At 65.9% G+C, this 16,024-nt stretch carries 15 protein-coding genes; 6 read left to right on the top strand and 9 right to left on the bottom strand.

Annotated features, from left to right (window positions below):
* Positions 1 to 22 precede the first annotated feature (22 nt).
* The 5 genes from gatC to G5S35_RS00240 all read left to right on the top strand — a co-directional run bounded on the left by gatC (position 23) and on the right by G5S35_RS00240 (position 5,336).
* Entirely contained in the window at positions 23 to 322 is a 300-nt protein-coding gene (gene gatC / locus G5S35_RS00220) for an Asp-tRNA(Asn)/Glu-tRNA(Gln) amidotransferase subunit GatC (RefSeq protein WP_065061845.1), read from the top strand.
* A 182-nt stretch (positions 323 to 504) separates the two neighbouring features.
* Positions 505 to 1,995 carry an Asp-tRNA(Asn)/Glu-tRNA(Gln) amidotransferase subunit GatA gene (gene gatA, locus G5S35_RS00225; protein WP_065061847.1) on the top strand — a complete coding sequence of 497 codons (1,491 nt, stop codon included), beginning with the start codon at positions 505 to 507 and terminating at the stop codon, positions 1,993 to 1,995.
* A 3-nt stretch (positions 1,996 to 1,998) separates the two neighbouring features.
* The gene (gatB, locus tag G5S35_RS00230; protein WP_065061849.1) at positions 1,999 to 3,474 is read left to right on the top strand and encodes an Asp-tRNA(Asn)/Glu-tRNA(Gln) amidotransferase subunit GatB; all 1,476 of its coding nucleotides are present in this window, start codon (positions 1,999 to 2,001) and stop codon (positions 3,472 to 3,474) included.
* A gap of 101 nt (positions 3,475 to 3,575) precedes the next feature.
* The gene (locus tag G5S35_RS00235; RefSeq protein ID WP_183038447.1) at positions 3,576 to 4,457 is read left to right on the top strand and encodes a PPK2 family polyphosphate kinase; all 882 of its coding nucleotides are present in this window, start codon (positions 3,576 to 3,578) and stop codon (positions 4,455 to 4,457) included.
* 99 nt (positions 4,458 to 4,556) lie between these two features.
* Complete coding sequence (locus tag G5S35_RS00240; protein WP_065061851.1) at positions 4,557 to 5,336, top strand: exodeoxyribonuclease III; 780 nt, start codon at positions 4,557 to 4,559, stop codon at positions 5,334 to 5,336.
* A 103-nt stretch (positions 5,337 to 5,439) separates the two neighbouring features.
* Here the strand turns inward: G5S35_RS00240 and G5S35_RS39340 are convergent, their stop codons facing one another.
* The 8 genes from G5S35_RS39340 to argB form a co-directional block, all read right to left on the bottom strand.
* Complete coding sequence (locus G5S35_RS39340; RefSeq protein WP_237181302.1) at positions 5,440 to 6,615, bottom strand: M48 family metallopeptidase; 1,176 nt, start codon at positions 6,613 to 6,615, stop codon at positions 5,440 to 5,442.
* A complete protein-coding gene (locus G5S35_RS00250) occupies positions 6,612 to 8,090 on the bottom strand; it encodes an AmpG family muropeptide MFS transporter (protein ID WP_183038448.1) in 1,479 nt (492 codons plus the stop codon). Before G5S35_RS00250 ends, G5S35_RS39340 begins: the two co-directional genes overlap by 4 nt.
* 68 nt (positions 8,091 to 8,158) lie before the next feature.
* Complete coding sequence (gene metW / locus G5S35_RS00255; protein WP_065061855.1) at positions 8,159 to 8,767, bottom strand: methionine biosynthesis protein MetW; 609 nt, start codon at positions 8,765 to 8,767, stop codon at positions 8,159 to 8,161.
* The gene (gene metX / locus G5S35_RS00260; RefSeq protein ID WP_065061857.1) at positions 8,764 to 9,909 is read right to left on the bottom strand and encodes a homoserine O-succinyltransferase MetX; all 1,146 of its coding nucleotides are present in this window, start codon (positions 9,907 to 9,909) and stop codon (positions 8,764 to 8,766) included. Before metX ends, metW begins: the two co-directional genes overlap by 4 nt.
* 304 nt (positions 9,910 to 10,213) lie before the next feature.
* Positions 10,214 to 10,807, bottom strand: coding sequence for an HdeD family acid-resistance protein (locus G5S35_RS00265; protein ID WP_074982929.1), 594 nt, complete (start codon positions 10,805 to 10,807; stop codon positions 10,214 to 10,216).
* Positions 10,808 to 10,910: 103 nt separating this feature from the next.
* The gene (slmA, locus tag G5S35_RS00270; protein WP_065061861.1) at positions 10,911 to 11,597 is read right to left on the bottom strand and encodes a nucleoid occlusion factor SlmA; all 687 of its coding nucleotides are present in this window, start codon (positions 11,595 to 11,597) and stop codon (positions 10,911 to 10,913) included.
* A gap of 189 nt (positions 11,598 to 11,786) precedes the next feature.
* Entirely contained in the window at positions 11,787 to 12,578 is a 792-nt protein-coding gene (locus G5S35_RS00275) for a pyrimidine 5'-nucleotidase (RefSeq protein ID WP_065061863.1), read from the bottom strand.
* A 51-nt stretch (positions 12,579 to 12,629) separates the two neighbouring features.
* Positions 12,630 to 13,529, bottom strand: a complete 900-nt coding sequence (argB, locus tag G5S35_RS00280; protein ID WP_065061865.1) for an acetylglutamate kinase — start codon at positions 13,527 to 13,529, stop codon at positions 12,630 to 12,632.
* Between the two features lie 389 nt (positions 13,530 to 13,918).
* Between argB and G5S35_RS00285 the strand changes: the two genes are divergently transcribed.
* Positions 13,919 to 14,182, top strand: a complete 264-nt coding sequence (locus tag G5S35_RS00285; RefSeq protein ID WP_074982931.1) for a cysteine-rich CWC family protein — start codon at positions 13,919 to 13,921, stop codon at positions 14,180 to 14,182.
* Positions 14,183 to 14,238: 56 nt separating this feature from the next.
* On the opposite strand, the gene G5S35_RS00290 is transcribed toward G5S35_RS00285, so the two are convergent.
* Positions 14,239 to 15,903, bottom strand: a complete 1,665-nt coding sequence (locus G5S35_RS00290; protein WP_183038449.1) for a hypothetical protein — start codon at positions 15,901 to 15,903, stop codon at positions 14,239 to 14,241.
* Positions 15,904 to 16,024 lie beyond the last annotated feature (121 nt).

The raw sequence follows: 16,024 nt of genomic DNA on the forward strand, positions 1-16,024 counted from the left end.
AGCCTCATTTTCCGGTGACCGCATGGCCCTGACCCTGACCGATGTGAAGCGCATCGCGCATCTCGCGCGCCTTGAACTGGCCGAAGCCGAGGCCGGCAATACGCTCGAGCGCCTGAATAACTTCTTCGGGCTCGTCGAGCAGATGCAGGCCGTGGACACCACGGGCATCGCGCCGCTCGCGCACCCGATCGAGCAGATCGAGGACGTCGCGCTGCGCCTGCGCGAGGACGCCGTGACCGAAACCGTGGATCGCGAGGCCTTCCAGCGCCCCGCGCCCGCGGTACAGGACGGACTGTACCTCGTCCCGCGCGTGATTGAGTAAACACGCTGGCATTTACCGTTATTTTCGAAGAAATCCGAGTTATCGGACCTTAACTTCGCGGACTTTAATTTCGCGAACGGCGGCAAGACCGAACGGCCGGCGCCTCGCGCACCGGCGCGCAGCGCCCCTCGCGGCGGCGTGCGCAATTCGAAGCGCCGTCACGTTCTTCCAGGAATCACGCAATGCATGACAAAAGCTTGACCGAACTGCGCGCCGCGCTGGCTGCGAAGGAATGCTCCGCAGTCGAACTGGCCCAGCATTTTCTGGGTCGGATTGAGGCGCATCAAGACCTGAACGCGTTCGTCGACGTCAATCCCGAAGCGACGCTCGCGCAGGCCAAGGCCGCCGACGCGCTGCTGCATTCGGGCCACGCCGGCCCGCTCGCGGGCATTCCGCTCGCGCACAAGGACGTGTTCGTCACGCGCGGCTGGCGCTCGACGGCCGGCTCGAAGATGCTTGCAAACTATGTGAGCCCGTTCGATGCGACCGTGGTCGAGCGTCTCGGGCGCGCGGGCATGGTGACGCTCGGCAAGACCAATATGGACGAATTCGCGATGGGCTCGTCCAACGAGAACTCGCACTTCGGCGCGGTGAAAAACCCGTGGGACAAGAATGCGGTGCCGGGCGGCTCGTCGGGCGGTTCGGCCGCCGCCGTGGCCGCGCGCCTCGCGCCCGCCGCAACGGGCACCGACACGGGCGGCTCGATCCGTCAGCCCGCGTCGTTCTCGGGCATCACCGGCATCAAGCCCACGTACGGCCGCGTGTCGCGCTACGGCATGATCGCGTTCGCCTCGTCGCTCGACCAGGGCGGCCCGATGGCGCAGAGCGCCGCCGACTGCGCGCTCCTGCTCAACGCGATGGCCGGTTTCGACGAGCGCGATTCCACGAGCCTCACGCGCGACGACGAAGACTACACGCGCCATCTGGGTGAACAGTGGGGCGCGAACGCGAGCGCCGACAAGCCGCTCGCGGGTCTGCGCATCGGTCTGCCGAAGGAATACTTCGGCGCGGGCCTCGCCGACGACGTGCGCGCCGCCATCGACGCCGCGCTCAAGACTTACGAGTCGCTCGGCGCGACGCTCGTCGAAGTCACGCTGCCCAAGACCGAGTTGTCGATTCCCGTCTATTACGTGATCGCGCCGGCGGAAGCCTCCTCGAACCTCTCGCGTTTCGACGGCGTGCGCTTCGGCCATCGCGCCGACCAGTACACCGATCTGCTCGACATGTACAAGAAGTCGCGCGCGGAAGGTTTCGGCCCCGAAGTGAAGCGACGCATTCTGGTCGGCACCTACGTGCTTTCTCACGGCTACTACGACGCGTACTACCTGCAGGCGCAGAAAATCCGACGCATCATCGCGCAGGATTTCCAGCAAGCGTTCAAGCAGTGCGACGTCATCATGGGCCCGGTCGCGCCGAGCGTGGCGTGGGACATCGGCGCGAAGGGCGACGATCCCCTGCAGATGTACCTCGCGGACATCTACACGCTGTCGACCAGCCTCGCGGGCCTGCCCGGCATGAGCGTGCCGTGCGGCTTCGGCGCGGGCGCGAACGCGCAACGTCCGGTCGGTCTGCAGATCGTCGGCAACTATTTCAACGAGGCCCGCATGCTGCAGGTCGCCGACGCTTTCCAGCGCGCGACCGACTGGCATCGCAAGGCGCCGGCAGGGGTGTAAAGCATGAGCACGCAATGGGAAGTCGTTATCGGTCTTGAGACGCACGCGCAGCTGTCGACGGTCTCCAAGATCTTCTCGGGCGCATCGACGCAATTCGGCGCGGCGCCCAACACGCAGGCCTGCCCCGTCGATCTCGCGCTGCCGGGCGTGCTGCCGGTGATGAACCGCGGCGCCGTCGAGCGCGCGATCCAGTTCGGTCTCGCGATCGGCTCGACGATCGCGCCGCGCAGCATCTTCGCGCGCAAGAACTACTTCTACCCGGATCTGCCGAAGGGCTATCAGATCAGCCAGTACGAGATTCCGGTCGTGCAGGGCGGCCAGATCACGATCCAGGTGCCCGCCAATGAAAAGGCCGGCAAGGAAGCGTACGAAAAAACCGTCAACCTGACGCGCGCGCATCTGGAAGAAGACGCGGGCAAGTCGCTGCACGAAGACTTCGCGGGCATGACGGGCATCGACCTGAACCGCGCGGGCACGCCGCTGCTCGAAATCGTCACGGAACCTGAAATGCGCAGCGCGGCGGAAGCCGTGGCCTACGCGAAGGCGCTGCACACGCTCGTCGTGTGGCTCGGCATCTGCGACGGCAACATGCAGGAAGGCTCGTTCCGTTGCGACGCGAACGTGTCGGTGCGTCCGGTCGGTCAGAAAGAGTTCGGCACGCGTGCGGAAATCAAGAACCTGAACTCGTTCCGCTTCCTCGAAGAAGCCATCCAGTACGAAGTGCGACGTCAGATCGAGCTGATCGAAGACGGCGGCACGGTGGTGCAGGAAACGCGTCTCTACGATCCGGACAAGCGCGAAACGCGCTCGATGCGCAGCAAGGAAGACGCGCACGATTACCGCTATTTCCCGGATCCCGACCTGATGCCGCTCGTGATCGACGCGGCGTGGGTCGAGCGCGTGAAGGGCGAAATGCCGGAGCTGCCCGAGTCGATGCAGGCGCGCTTCGTCGAGCAGTACGGTCTGACCGCGTACGACGCGAACGTGCTGACGTCGAGCAAGGCGATGGCCGCGTACTTCGAGGCCGTGGTCGCGAAGGCCGGCGCCGCGCAGGCGAAGGCCGCCGCGAACTGGCTGATGGGCGAAGTGTCGTCGCAGCTGAACCGCGAAGACCTGGAGATCGGCGCGTCGCCGGTGTCGGCGGCGCAACTCGCGCTGCTGCTCGCGCGTATCGCCGACGGCACGATCTCGAACAAGATCGCCAAGGAAGTGTTCCAGGCGATGTGGGACGAGAAGGCCGCCGACGAAGGCGCGGCCGACCGCATCATCGAAGCGAAGGGTCTCAAGCAGATTTCGGATACCGGCGCGCTCGAAGCGATCATCGACGAGGTGCTCGCCGCGAACCAGAAGTCGGTCGAGGAATTCCGCGCGGGCAAGGAAAAGGCGTTCAACGCACTGATCGGCCAGGCGATGAAGGCCACGAAGGGCAAGGCCAATCCGCAACAGGTCAACGAGCTGCTCAAGAAGAAGCTCGGCTGACCGGCTTGCAGACGGGCGGCTGAAACGCGGGCGCATGGGCGAAGTCGACATCGCCCTGCGCCCGTCCTCGTTTTCGACGCTGCGCTTTGCGCGGCGCTGGCATGCAGCAGCGGTTACCCCGAACCAGGAGGAGAGCAGAGCATGACGAAGTCCCCGTCCCGAGTCTCGACGATTACCGCGTGCCGCTATTCGGCGACAAGAAAGCCGGCAAGTTTGCGTTGGCTGACGTCGATCCGTCCGCCAAGCCGTTTTCCACCGGCAGCAAGGACGGCGACCGCGACCATCTCACGGAAGTCGGCCAGAAGATCGATGTGCAGCAGGAACGCCTGCACGCGCAGCGTCACGACCGCGTGCTGCTGGTTCTGCAGGGCATGGACACGAGCGGCAAGGACGGCACGATTCGCGGCGTGTTCCACGAAGTCGATCCGCTCGGCCTGCGCATCGTGGCGTTTCGCGCGCCCACGCCCATCGAGGCGTCGCGCGACTTTCTCTGGCGCGTGCATATGCAGGTGCCGGGGGCGGGCGAGCTGGCCGTCTTCAACCGCAGCCATTACGAAGACGTGCTGGTGCCGCGCGTGCTGGGCCAGATCGACGCGGCCGAGTGCGAGCGCCGCTATGCGCAGATCCGCGACTTCGAGCGCATGCTTGCCGAGACCGGCACGACCATCATCAAGTGCATGCTGCACATCTCGAAGGACGAGCAGAAGCGCCGCATCCAGGCGCGGATCGACGATCCCACGAAACACTGGAAGTTCGATGTGTCCGACCTCGAAGCGCGCAAGCAGTGGGACGCGTATCAGCTTGCCTATCAGGACGCGCTCGCGGCCACGTCGACCGACTACGCGCCGTGGTACGTGATTCCCGCCGACTCGAAAACGCATCGCAACGTCATGGTGGCCGAGCTGCTGCTGCGTCTGATGGACGGACTCAAGCTCGAATTTCCGCCCGCCAAACCGGAACTCAATGGCATGAAGATCGAGTGACGCTTCGAGTGAAGACTCGATGAGCGCCTCGCTTCACGCCGCTCGCGCGCGCCGCGCCGCCGCGAGCTCCCTGAAACGCAAACCACAAGGAAACACAACATGCTGCGTGTGATCACCGCGAACCTCAACGGCATCCGTTCGGCGGCGAAGAAGGGCTTCTTCGAATGGTTCGGCGACCAGAAAGCCGACGTGCTCTGCGTGCAGGAAATCAAGTGCTCGCAGGACGACATGACGCCCGAATTCCTCGCGCCGCACGACTTCAAGGGCTACTTCCAGCACGCGGTGAAGAAGGGTTATAGCGGCGCGGGCGTCTACACGCGTCACGAGCCGGACGACGTGATCATCGGCTTCGGCAGCGAGGAATTCGATGCCGAAGGCCGCTACGTCGAAGTGCGTTTCGGCAATCTGTCGGTCATTTCGGTGTACGTGCCGTCGGGTTCGAGCGGCGAAGAGCGTCAGGCCGCGAAGTATCGCTTCATGGACGCGTTCATGCCGCATCTGGCCGAACTCAAGCGCGAGCGCGAAGTGGTGCTGTGCGGCGACGTGAACATCGTCCACAAGGAAATCGACATCAAGAACTGGAAGGGCAATCAGAAGAATTCCGGCTGCCTGCCCGAAGAGCGCGCGTGGCTCACGCAACTGTTCGACGACGTCGGTTACGTGGACGTGTTCCGCACGATCGATCAGCGCCCCGAGCAGTACACGTGGTGGAGCAACCGCGGCCAGGCTTACGCGAAGAACGTGGGTTGGCGTATCGATTACCAGATCGCCACGCCGGGCATTGCGGCGACGGCGAAAGACGTATCGGTGTTCAAGGACATCAAGTTCAGCGACCACGCGCCGCTGACGATCGACTACGACTGGAAGATGAAGAAGTAAGGTCGATCCACGCAATTCCACGCAATTCGCAGGCAGAAAAATGGGCGCTCGGGCGCCCATTTTTTTCGTGCTTCGTTCGCGATTCGGCGCCGCGCGCCGTGCTTCAGGGCGACGCCACCACCTTGCGCTTTTGCACGGCCGGCATGCCCTCGTAGTCGGGCAACTGCGCGAGCGGCTTGCCGATCGCTTTCGCGTAGAGCGGCATCATGTCGGCGAGACGCTTGGCGATGTCGGCGCGCCGCGCGGGCGTGTACGGATGCACGTAGATGAAGCCCTGATCGCGATCGGCGCGCGTGGCCATCGCGAGCTTGTCCCAGAGCGTGAGCGCGGCGCGCGGATCGAAGCCCGCGCGCGCGGCGATATCGCTGCCGATCACGTCGGCTTCGGTTTCGTCGGCGCGGCCATAGTGCATCTCCACGAGCCGCGAGCCGATGCCGAGCGGGAACATGCCGAGATCGGCGAGACCGAACAGTTGCGGCACCGCGCCCGATTCGATCTGCGCGGCCTGCTGTTCGCCGAGACGCTCGCGCACGTGCTCGCGCACCGCATGCGCGATCTCGTGGCCGAGCAGCATGCCGAGTTCGTTGTCGTTGAGCTTCACGCGGTCGAGCAGGCCGCCGTAGACGACGATCTTGCCGCCCGGCAGGCAATACATGCGGATATCGGGCGAGCGCACCACGGCCACTTCCCACTTCCACGATTTCACGCGGTCGCTCCACTTGAGCGCGTAGGGCGCGAGCTTGTCGACGAGCTGGCGCACGCGCTGCACGTGCGGATCGCTATCGGGATAGAGGCGGTTCGAATGCGCGGCGCCGCGCACGATCTCGTTGTATTCCGCGGTGGCCTGGGCTTCGAGCATCGGCGACGGAATCAGGCTGCGGAACACGGCGATATTGCCGAAGCGCACCACGCGGCCGGTGCTCGGGCCGCTGCCTTGCACGCCGGTTTGCGCACTGCCGGAGATGGCGTTCGGCGCGGCGCTGCCCGATGCGCCGCTGGACGCGGCGCCCGTCGGGGCGCTCGACTCGGTGGCGGGCGTGGACGTGGCGCCGGCCGGGTTGGCGGCCGGATTTTCCGTGGCGTGCGCGATCTGGCCGACACCCGCCTGCAGCGTGGCGGCGAGCGTCAGCGCGAGCGCGCGCAACGCGGTGCGAAGCGGCGGACGAGCGGGCGTGCCTTTGCGCGGACGTTGCCGACCCGCCGCGCCGCCCGCATCGCTTCCCTCCGGACGGCGTCGCGTCGAACGGAAAGCGAAAACTGCTGGCTGAGGCGGGGTCACGACCGGTTTCTCCACGGGGCGATACGAATGAGCAGGAGCATACCCGGTACGGCGAGCAGCGTGCAGACGACGAAGTAATCGAACCAGCCAATTTTAGCGACGACATAACCGCTCGCGGCGGACGCGAGCGTGCGCGGAATCGAGGCGAGGCTCGTGAACAGCGCGAACTGCGTGGCGGTGTAGCGCGGATCGGTGGTGCTGGCGATATAGGCGGTGAACGCGGCGAGCGTGAGGCCGGTCGCGAAGGTCTCGAAGCCGTAGACGAGCGCGAGCGCCACCGCGCGCGGATCGAGCGTGAGCTGCGTGTGCGCGCCGAACACGCTCGCGATCTGCGTGACGCCGTGGCTCACTGCGAGCACGACGTCGTAGATCGCCGCGAGCGACGGCGAGCCCGGTCCGAGCTGCGCGAGCCACGCGAAGCCGAGCGTCGAAATCATCTGCAGGAAACCGAAGATCCACAAGCCGCGCCCGATGCCGATCTTTACCAGCGCGATGCCGCCGAGAATGCCGCCCGCGAGACTCGCGCCGAACGCGGTCATCTTGGCGATCACGCCGATCTCGGTGCGCGAATAGCCGATGTCGAGAAAGAACGACGTCGAGAGCGTGGTCGCCATCGTGTCGCCGAGCTTGTAAAGGAAGATGAACGCGAGCACGAACAGCGCGGCGGCGAGGCCGTCGCGGTTCACGAATTCGGCGAACGGCTGCACGATGGCTTCGCGCAGATTCTTCGGCGGCGCGCCGTGAATCTCCGGCTCCGTCACGACCAGCGAGAGGATCATGCCGGGAATCATGAACGCCGCCGTGACGACGAACACCGTGCTCCACGGCAGGTGATCGGAGAGGATCAGCGCGAGCGAGCCGGGCACGAGCGCCGCGATCTTGTACGCGTTCACGTGGACCGCGTTGCCCAGACCCTGTTCGGTGTCCTTGAGCAGTTCGCGCCGGTAGGCGTCGACCGAAATGTCCTGGCTCGCGCCGAAGAACGCCACCAGCGCGGTGAGCGCGGCGACGGTCCAGATCGACTCTTTCGGGGAGACGAAACCGAGCGCGGCGATCGCGCCCGCCACGAGTATCTGCGTGACCAGCATCCAGCCGCGGCGGCGTCCGGGCTTCCAGCCCGGCAGACGCGGCACGTAGCGGTCCATCAGCGGCGCCCAGACGAATTTCCAGGTATAGGGAAACTGGATCAGCGCGAAGAGGCCGATTTCCTTGAGATTGACGCCCTCGGAGCGCAGCCACGCCTGCACCAGATAGACGAGCGTGAAGAGCGGCAGCCCCGAGGTGAAGCCCAGAAACACGCAGATCAGCATGTGCGTGTTCAGGTACGCGCGCCAGCCCGGATGGTCTTCGTGAGCCGACAGGTCGTGCGCGTCGTGAGCGCCAACGTCGTGCGGGTTGTGCGTGTCGTGCGCGTCGGGCGCGTGGCGCGCCTCGTGTGCGTCCTGCTTGGTGGCCTCTTGGGGCGGATTCGGCATGTCGTCGGGCGGCGGCGCGTGTGTATCGAGATGAATTCGGCGAGAAACGCGCGGCGCCGGTCCCGGCGTCAGCGTTTCTTCACGCGATAGACCGCAAGACTACCACGCCAGTTCACACCCCAACGCACGGTCTGGCCCCCATGCAGCACGGCGCGATCGAGAATTTCGATGCCGACTTCGGGCGCGAGCGCCTCGAAATCCTTCACCGTGAGCACGCGCACGTTCGGCGTGTTGTGCCATTGGTAGGGCAGCGACTTCGAGACCGGCATGCGACCGCGCAGGACCGAAAGCCGGTGCGGCCAGTAACCGAAATTCGGGAACGAGACGATGCATTCCTTGCCCACGCGCGCCGTCTCGCGCAGGATCGCGGCGGTCTGGTGAATGGTCTGCAGCGTCTGCGAAAGAATCGCGAAATCGAAACTCGCGTCTTCGAACAGGCGCAAGCCGTCTTCCAGATTCTGCTGGATCACGTTGATGCCGTTCTTCGTCGAGGCGAGCACGCCCGCGTCGTTGATCTCGATGCCGTAGCCCGTGCATTCGAGCTCTTCGGAGAGCAGCGAAAGCAGCGCGCCGTCGCCGCAGCCGAGGTCGAGCACCTTCGAGCGCGGTTCGATCCAGCGCGCGATGGTGCGGAAGTCGGGACGGGCGGAAAGACTGTCGAAAGCGCTCTGGTTCATGCGCCCACCTCAGCAGCAATGCGTTCGTAATAGGCGCGCACCACGTTGTGATAGCGCGCGTCGTCGAGCAGGAAGGCGTCGTGGCCGTGCGGCGCGTCGATTTCCGCGTAGGTCACCTGACGATTGTGATCGAGCAGCGCCTTCACGAGTTCGCGCGAGCGCGCGGGCGCGAAACGCCAGTCGGTCGAGAAGCTCGCCACGAAATATTTCGCTTTCGTGTGCGCGAGCGCGCGGGTCAGGTCGCCGTCGAAGGTGCGGGCGGGATCGAAGTAATCGAGCGCGCGCGTGATCAGCAGATAGGTGTTGGCGTCGAAGTAGTCGGCGAACTTGTCGCCCTGGTAGCGCAGATACGACTCCACTTCGAACTCCACGTCGAAGTTGAAGTTGTACTCGTTCTGCGCGCCCTCGGCGCGGCGCAGCGCGCGGCCGAATTTTTCGGCCATGTCGTCGTCGGAGAGATAGGTGATGTGGCCGATCATGCGCGCGACGCGCAGGCCGCGCTTCGGCTTCACGTCGTGCGCGTAGTAGTCGCCGCCGTGGAAGTCCGGGTCGGAGAGAATCGACGAGCGCGCCACTTCGTTGAACGCGATGTTCTGCGCGGAGAGCTTGGGCGTGGAGGCGATCACCAGACAGTGGCCGAGGCGGTCCGGATAGCGCAGGCTCCAGGCCAGCGCCTGCATGCCGCCGAGGCTGCCGCCCATCACCGCCGCGAACTTCTCGATGCCGAAGCGATCGGCCACGCGCGCCTGCGCGTCGACCCAGTCTTCGACCGTCACGACGGGAAATTTCGCGCCCCAGGGCTTGCCGGTGGCGGGATCGATGCTCATCGGGCCGGTCGAGCCGAAGCACGAGCCCAGATTGTTCACGCCGATCACGAAGAAGCGGTTGGTGTCGAGCGGCTTGCCCGGCCCGACCATGTTGTCCCACCAGCCGACGTCTTTGGGGTTGTCCGCGTAGACGCCCGCGACGTGGTGCGACGCATTGAGCGCGTGACAGACGAGCACCGCGTTGCTGCGGGCGGCATTGAGCGTGCCGTAGGTCTCGACCACGAGGTCGTACCCGGCCAGCGCCGTGCCGTTCTGCAGTTGCAGAGGCTCGTCGAAATGCAGTGTTTGAGGAGCGACGATGCCGATCGATTCCATTCGTTCCGCCTGTGTTTTTCGGGCGGCTAAACGGTGTCGGCGAGCGCGGAGTGCGAAGGAGTTGGCGCAGCTGACGACCTCTTTAGCCGCATTTATATCGAACTCCGGGCCCATGCCATGGGAGTTCACGCGCCCGCAATCGAGTCAGCAAATCGGCGCGTGGGTGAAGCAAGTGAACGCAGAGTATAGCGGAAAACGCCGGCGTCAATGCGGCGGACGGGTTGTCGCTGGAGCGGCGCGCGGGCGGGCGGCGTGCGATGCCGCCGCCCTTACGACGCTGTATCAGCGCAACCCCAACGCAAGCTCAGCCGCCGTTCGGATGCGTGTTGCGCCAGCGCCGCAGCCCGAAGGCGGCGACGATCATCAGGATGCCGTAGAGCACGGCGTAGGCGGCGATCACCCAGATCAGCGAGAGCGCGCCCGCGCCCGGAAACATGACGATGAAGAAGCCCACGGCGGCGGAGAGCAGGCCCGAGAGGCCGACCGCCCACGGATGCGCGATCGCGCGGCGGTACTGGAACGCGTAGATGATTTCGAAGACGCCGACCGCGAGCGCCCAGAAGCCGATGATCATCACCAGCACGATCGCCGTCTCGCCGGGCCAGAAGAGCGCCACGAGACCCGCGATCACGCCGATCAGCCCGACCACGACGTAGGTCCAGCGCCGCGTGCCGCCGCCGCGCGCGCCGTAGAGCAGCGCGAACGCGCCGTCGACGATCGCATAGGCGCCCCAGACGATGGCGAGCGTGATGACGGTGAAGCCGGGCCACATGAAGGCGAGCACGCCGAACACGATGGCGGCGATGCCGCGCGCGAGCAGCCAGCCCCAGTGCGCGGACAGGCCCGCGAGGATGGACAGGGCGGCGGGAGGAATGGGACGGGTGTCGGGACGGTTCATGCGTTCTTCTCCTTACGGGCGGAAACGAAGCGCACGGCCGCGACAGGCGACAAGACGCGCCGAACGTGCCGCAAAACAGGCGGAAAGAGCGGGCGCGGCCGCGCTACTGAAGAATCACGCGAATCTGCTCGTCGGCGTGCTCGCTGGGCGAGCGTGTGAAGCCGCTTTGCGCGTAACGGTGCCAGCAGCCGATCACGTAGCGCACCACCAGATTCGCGCGCACCGCCGGATCGTAACCTTTTGGCGCGGCCGCTGCGCCGGGGTTGGCCGACGCGCTCTCCGCGAGTTCGGCGATGCCCACGCGCAGGCACTGGCGCAGCGTGGCCTCGATGCGGTCGAGCATCTGGTTCACGCGTTCGGCGAGGCGCTCGTGCTCGCCCACCAGCGCTTCGCAGGTCAGCACGCGCGTCATGCCGGCGTTTTTCGCCGAAAACTGGACCAGCATCAAGGCAATGGCGCGCGCCTGCAAAACGCCGCTCGGCTCCTTCGCGACGATCTGGTTCACGAGCGCGAACAGCGTCTGCTCGATGAAGTCGATCAGCCCTTCGTACATCTGCGCCTTGCTCGCGAAATGGCGATACAGCGCCGCTTCGGAGACGCCCAGCTTCGCGGCGAGCGCGGCGGTGGTGATCTTCTCGCCGCGCGGCGCTTCCAGCATGGCGGCGAGCGTCTGGAGAATGTGCACGCGGCGCTCGCCCGGCTTCGGACGGCTGGCGCGGCGCGGCGGTGCGTCGGCTGAGTCCGGTGATTCTGCTGCTACGACTGCGTCACGCGTTTCGGTCGGCTGCATGAATGTCGCCCCTGAGTCCGGATCGCGGCCCGCGGCGAGTCCGCCGGGCCGTCGAATCTTGCGGTGTGGTGTGCGTCCGGATGCGCGCTGGCGTCAGCGCCGGCTCCGGATTCGTGTGCTGCGTGCTGCATGACGCGCCCGTGGTCCGTCGGGCGCGGCGCGGTCGGCGTTCGCTGTTGGCGTTCGCGGTCAGTCTGTTACGTGCCGATACGTGCCGGTGAAGCTGCGCGGTGGCTTGCGCGATTGGCCCCGCAGTTGCCCTGTCCGCAGTCCGCGTCCCAGCGATTTTAGCGAACGAATGCGATGGTCGACATAGTGAGGCCGCCCGCCGCGTGCGAGCGCTGCGGGAAGGTGGCCGGTGATCCACACCGTCTGGATGCCGAGGCGGCGGTAGCGCTTCAGATGCCCGCGCGTGTCCTCGACGAGAATCGCGTCCTCGAAGGCCACGCCGATGTCGCGCAGCGTCTTGCGCAGCATCGACGCATCGGGCTTGGCGCGCCAGCGCTCGCGCGTGCGCATGTGCTCGATGGCCAGCACGCGCTCGAAGATCCGCTCGATGCCGAGCGCGTCGAGCACCGCGTGGGCGTACCCGGTCGGACCATTGGTTAGCACGATCTTGCGGCCGGGCAACGCGCGCAGGATGCGCGCGAGGCCGCGCTCCGCGTGCAGCATGGCGCTCAGATCGTCGAAGGTGTGGACGACCTTGAGGAAATCGTGCGGATCGATGGCGTGGTGGCGCAGCAGGCCGAGCAGCGCCGCGCCGTAGCGGTGCGTGTAGCTCGTGCGCAGATGGTTCGCGACGTCGCGGCTCACGCCCAGCGAGTCGATGATGTACTGCGTCATGCCGCGGTTGATGGCCGGAAAGACCGCGCGCGACGCGCCGTGCAGCGTGTTGTCGAGGTCGAACAGCCAGACGGGGCGGTGTGCGGCGCGCGTCGGCCGCCGCCTGGGCGACCTGGACTGCGGGCGATTCACGTTCATGGGGGAGACAGCGTTGGCGGCGCGCGAGGCGCCGCCAACGCAGAGGGGGCGTCAGTGGGAGCGGATCATCGTGCCGAACGGCTGTTCGGTCAGGATTTCCAGCAGCACCGAGTGCTCGATGCGGCCGTCGATGATGTGCACCGAGCGCACGCCGCTCTTGGCCGCGTCGAGCGCCGACGAGATCTTCGGCAGCATGCCGCCGGAAATCGTGCCGTCTTCGAACAGCGCATCGATCTCGCGCGCCGAAAGATCGGTCAGCAGAGTGCCCGACTTGTCCATCACGCCGGGGATGTTCGTCATCATGACGAGCTTCTCGGCGTTGAGCACGACCGCGAGCTTGCCCGCCACGAGGTCGGCGTTGATGTTGTACGACAGACCGTCTTCGCCGAAGCCGATCGGCGAAATGACCGGAATGAACGCGTCGTCCTGGAGCGCCTTCACGACGGCCGGGTTGATCGCCTCGACCTCGCCCACCTGGCCGATGTCGATGTACTGACCGGGGTTGTCGCGGTCCGGCATCATCAGCTTGCGCGCGTGGATCAGGCCGCCGTCCTTGCCGGTCAGGCCGACCGCGTGGCCGCCGAAATGGTTGATCAGCGTGACGATGTCCTGCTGCACCTCGCCGCCGAGCACCCACTCGACGACTTCCATGGTTTCTTCATCCGTGACGCGCATGCCCTGGATGAAGGTGCCTTGCTTGCCGATCTTTTTCAGCGCCGTGTCGATCTGCGGGCCGCCGCCGTGCACGATGACCGGGTTGATGCCCACGAGCTTCAGCAGGATCACGTCGCGCGCGAAGCCTTGCTTGAGCCGCTCTTCGGTCATGGCGTTGCCGCCGTATTTGATGACCACGGTCTTACCGTGGTACTGACGGATGTAGGGCAGCGCTTCGGCCAGAATTTCGGCTTTCAGGGTGGGCGCGATCTGCGTGAGGTCGAGAGGCTCGGACATGGCGACGGAGACTGGACAGAAAACGGGACAAAAACGAGACGAAAAGCGCGAAGAATCCGGCGAAACCGGCCGCGCGGGTCTGTGCGGGTCAAACAGGCCGAATTGTACAGGACTGGCGCGGCGCAACAGGGTTTGCGACCGGGTTTTAGAGAAGGCGCCGTTGCAGTGCGGCAGGCTTACAGCCGCGCTCGTAATTTTGGGAAAATGCACTAATTCATCGTCGATATCGGGAAATTTATTCCTTTGAGCGGCGATGTCGCGGTGGGGAATGGGCGGCGGACAGTCCGCGATGCGTTGTCTGGAACCAACGGGCCGCGCGGCTGCCCGGACGCGCGCCGCGCTGTGGCATCATTTCCCTACCGCCGACGCCGGCACACGAGGAGCGCGCCATGACCGCCTCCAGGCCCCACGCCGCCACGCAGTCCGCGACTCGGGACACCTCTTCGGACACGACCCGCAGCGTCCGCTGTCCGCGCTGCGGCAACCGCTTCGACTGCGGCCGCCACGCCGAGCCGTTCGACTGCTGGTGCAAGTCGCTGCCTGCATTGCCCGCGAGCCAGCTCGATCCGCGCGGCCGCTGTCTGTGTCCCGAATGTCTCGCCGCCGCGGTCGCCTCGGGGCAGGCGCCGTCTGGAGGCGCGCAGCGCCGCTGACGCCGTGCGCCGGTTCGTCGAACCGGGCCAAATCGAGCCTCTGAATGGACCCCGGCCTAAGCGAGCGCCTCGCGATGCGCGCCGGCGAGCCCGGCCAGATCGGCGCTGACGGCGTCGAGCACGGGCTGCCAGTCGCGGAACTGCTTCTGCCGATACAGCGTGGTGTTCGGATACCACGGGCTGTCACGGCGATCGAGCTGCCAGACCCAATGCGGATTCACGTCGAGCAGCACCCACGTGCGCTTGCCGAGGGCGCCCGCCAGATGCGCCGCCGACGTACACACCGAAATCACCAGATCGAGTCCGTCGACGAAGGCGGCGGTGTCGTCGAAGTCGGGCCATTCGGCGCTGTAATCGGCGATCTCGAAGCCCGCCGCGCGCGCCGCCTCGACGTCGGCTTGCGCGCCCGGCTGCAGCGAGTAGAACGCCACGTCGGCGTGCAGGCCCGCGAACGCCTGCGCGAAGCGCTCCAGCCCGACGCGCCGGAACGGATTGCGTTGATGCGTGAGGCTGCCGGTCCAGGCGAGGCCGACTTTCAGGCGGCGCTCGCCGGCATCGTCGGCGAGCCGCTTGCGCCAGTAAGCGGCGCGCGCCGGATCGGGCGCGAGATAGGCGGCGGGGCCGGGAATGGTGTCGTCGCGCGTCTCGAAGAGGAACGGCAGGCTCAGCAGCGACACCTCGCAGTCATACGGCGGCAGCGCTTCGACCGGACCGCCCGCGCAATAGAGATCGCAGTGGGCGCCGAGGCTGCGCGAGAGCAGCGCGCCCATCTGCGGAAACGAATTCCAGACCAGTTTGCCGCCTTCGCGATGCACGCGTTCGGCGAGCATCGGCACGTAGCGGGCGAACTGCAGCAGGTCGCCCATGCCCTGTTCGCCCCATAGCAGCAGCGTGCGCCCGGCGAGCGGTTCGCCACGCCATTGCGGTTTCGGAAACGCGGGCCGTCCCGCCGCGAGTTCGCGCGAACCTTGCCAGCGCAGTTCGTGTCCGGCCCAGCCTTCGGCATACCCGCCGCGCACGAGCCGCAGAATCGCCAGATTGAAACGCGACGAAGCCCCGTTGGGCGCATACTCGCAGGCGGCGCGCGCCATGCGTTCCGCTTCGTCCCAGTCTTGCGCTTCCTTGCATACCATCGCGTAGTTGTTGAGCGCGAGCGGGTCGTGCGGCGCGAGCGCGACGGCCCGCCGGGCTGCGTCATGAGGTCGCGCAAGATCGATGTCGGTCGGACGCAGCAACGCGAGGTTGACCCATGCCCGACTGTCGTTCGGATCGGCCGCGACGGCTTCTTCGAGAAGCCAATCGATCTCGCTTCTCTCAGAATTGATAAGCATCAAAGAGATTGCAAGATTGTTGCGAAGATTTGGAAACGTTTGGTCGATTGCAAGCGCGCGGCGGTATGGTTCGACGGCATCGGCATGACGATTCGCGAATTGCAGGGCCAGTCCGGCGGCGAACTGCGCCGCCGCGCGAGCGGGTGCGAGACGGGCCGCGGCCAGCGCAATCCGCAGCGCGGCGTGGGCTTTGGCGGGATCCTTCACCTCGGCGGCGATGCCGACCAGCGCGTCGTCGCCGAGCGCGAGCAGCGTGGCGCGCGTATTGGTTAGCAGTGCAATGGCTTCTTTGGAAGCCGTCTGTGCCGGGTCCGCCCGCACGGCGGCATCGACGAAATCGTGGAAGAGATTCCTTACCGGCTGAAGCGGATCGTGAGTATCCGTTTGCATGTTTTATTGGCCTTAGATGATTAACGCGGCTTCAGGCAAATCTATTTCGAGCAGATTCGACTATGAGCAATATTCAAACAAAGCTGCTCAGGTTAAGGAATCGGACAAGTACGAACAGGTA

This window comes from Paraburkholderia tropica, assembly GCF_014171495.1.
GTDB lineage: Bacteria > Pseudomonadota > Gammaproteobacteria > Burkholderiales > Burkholderiaceae > Paraburkholderia > Paraburkholderia tropica.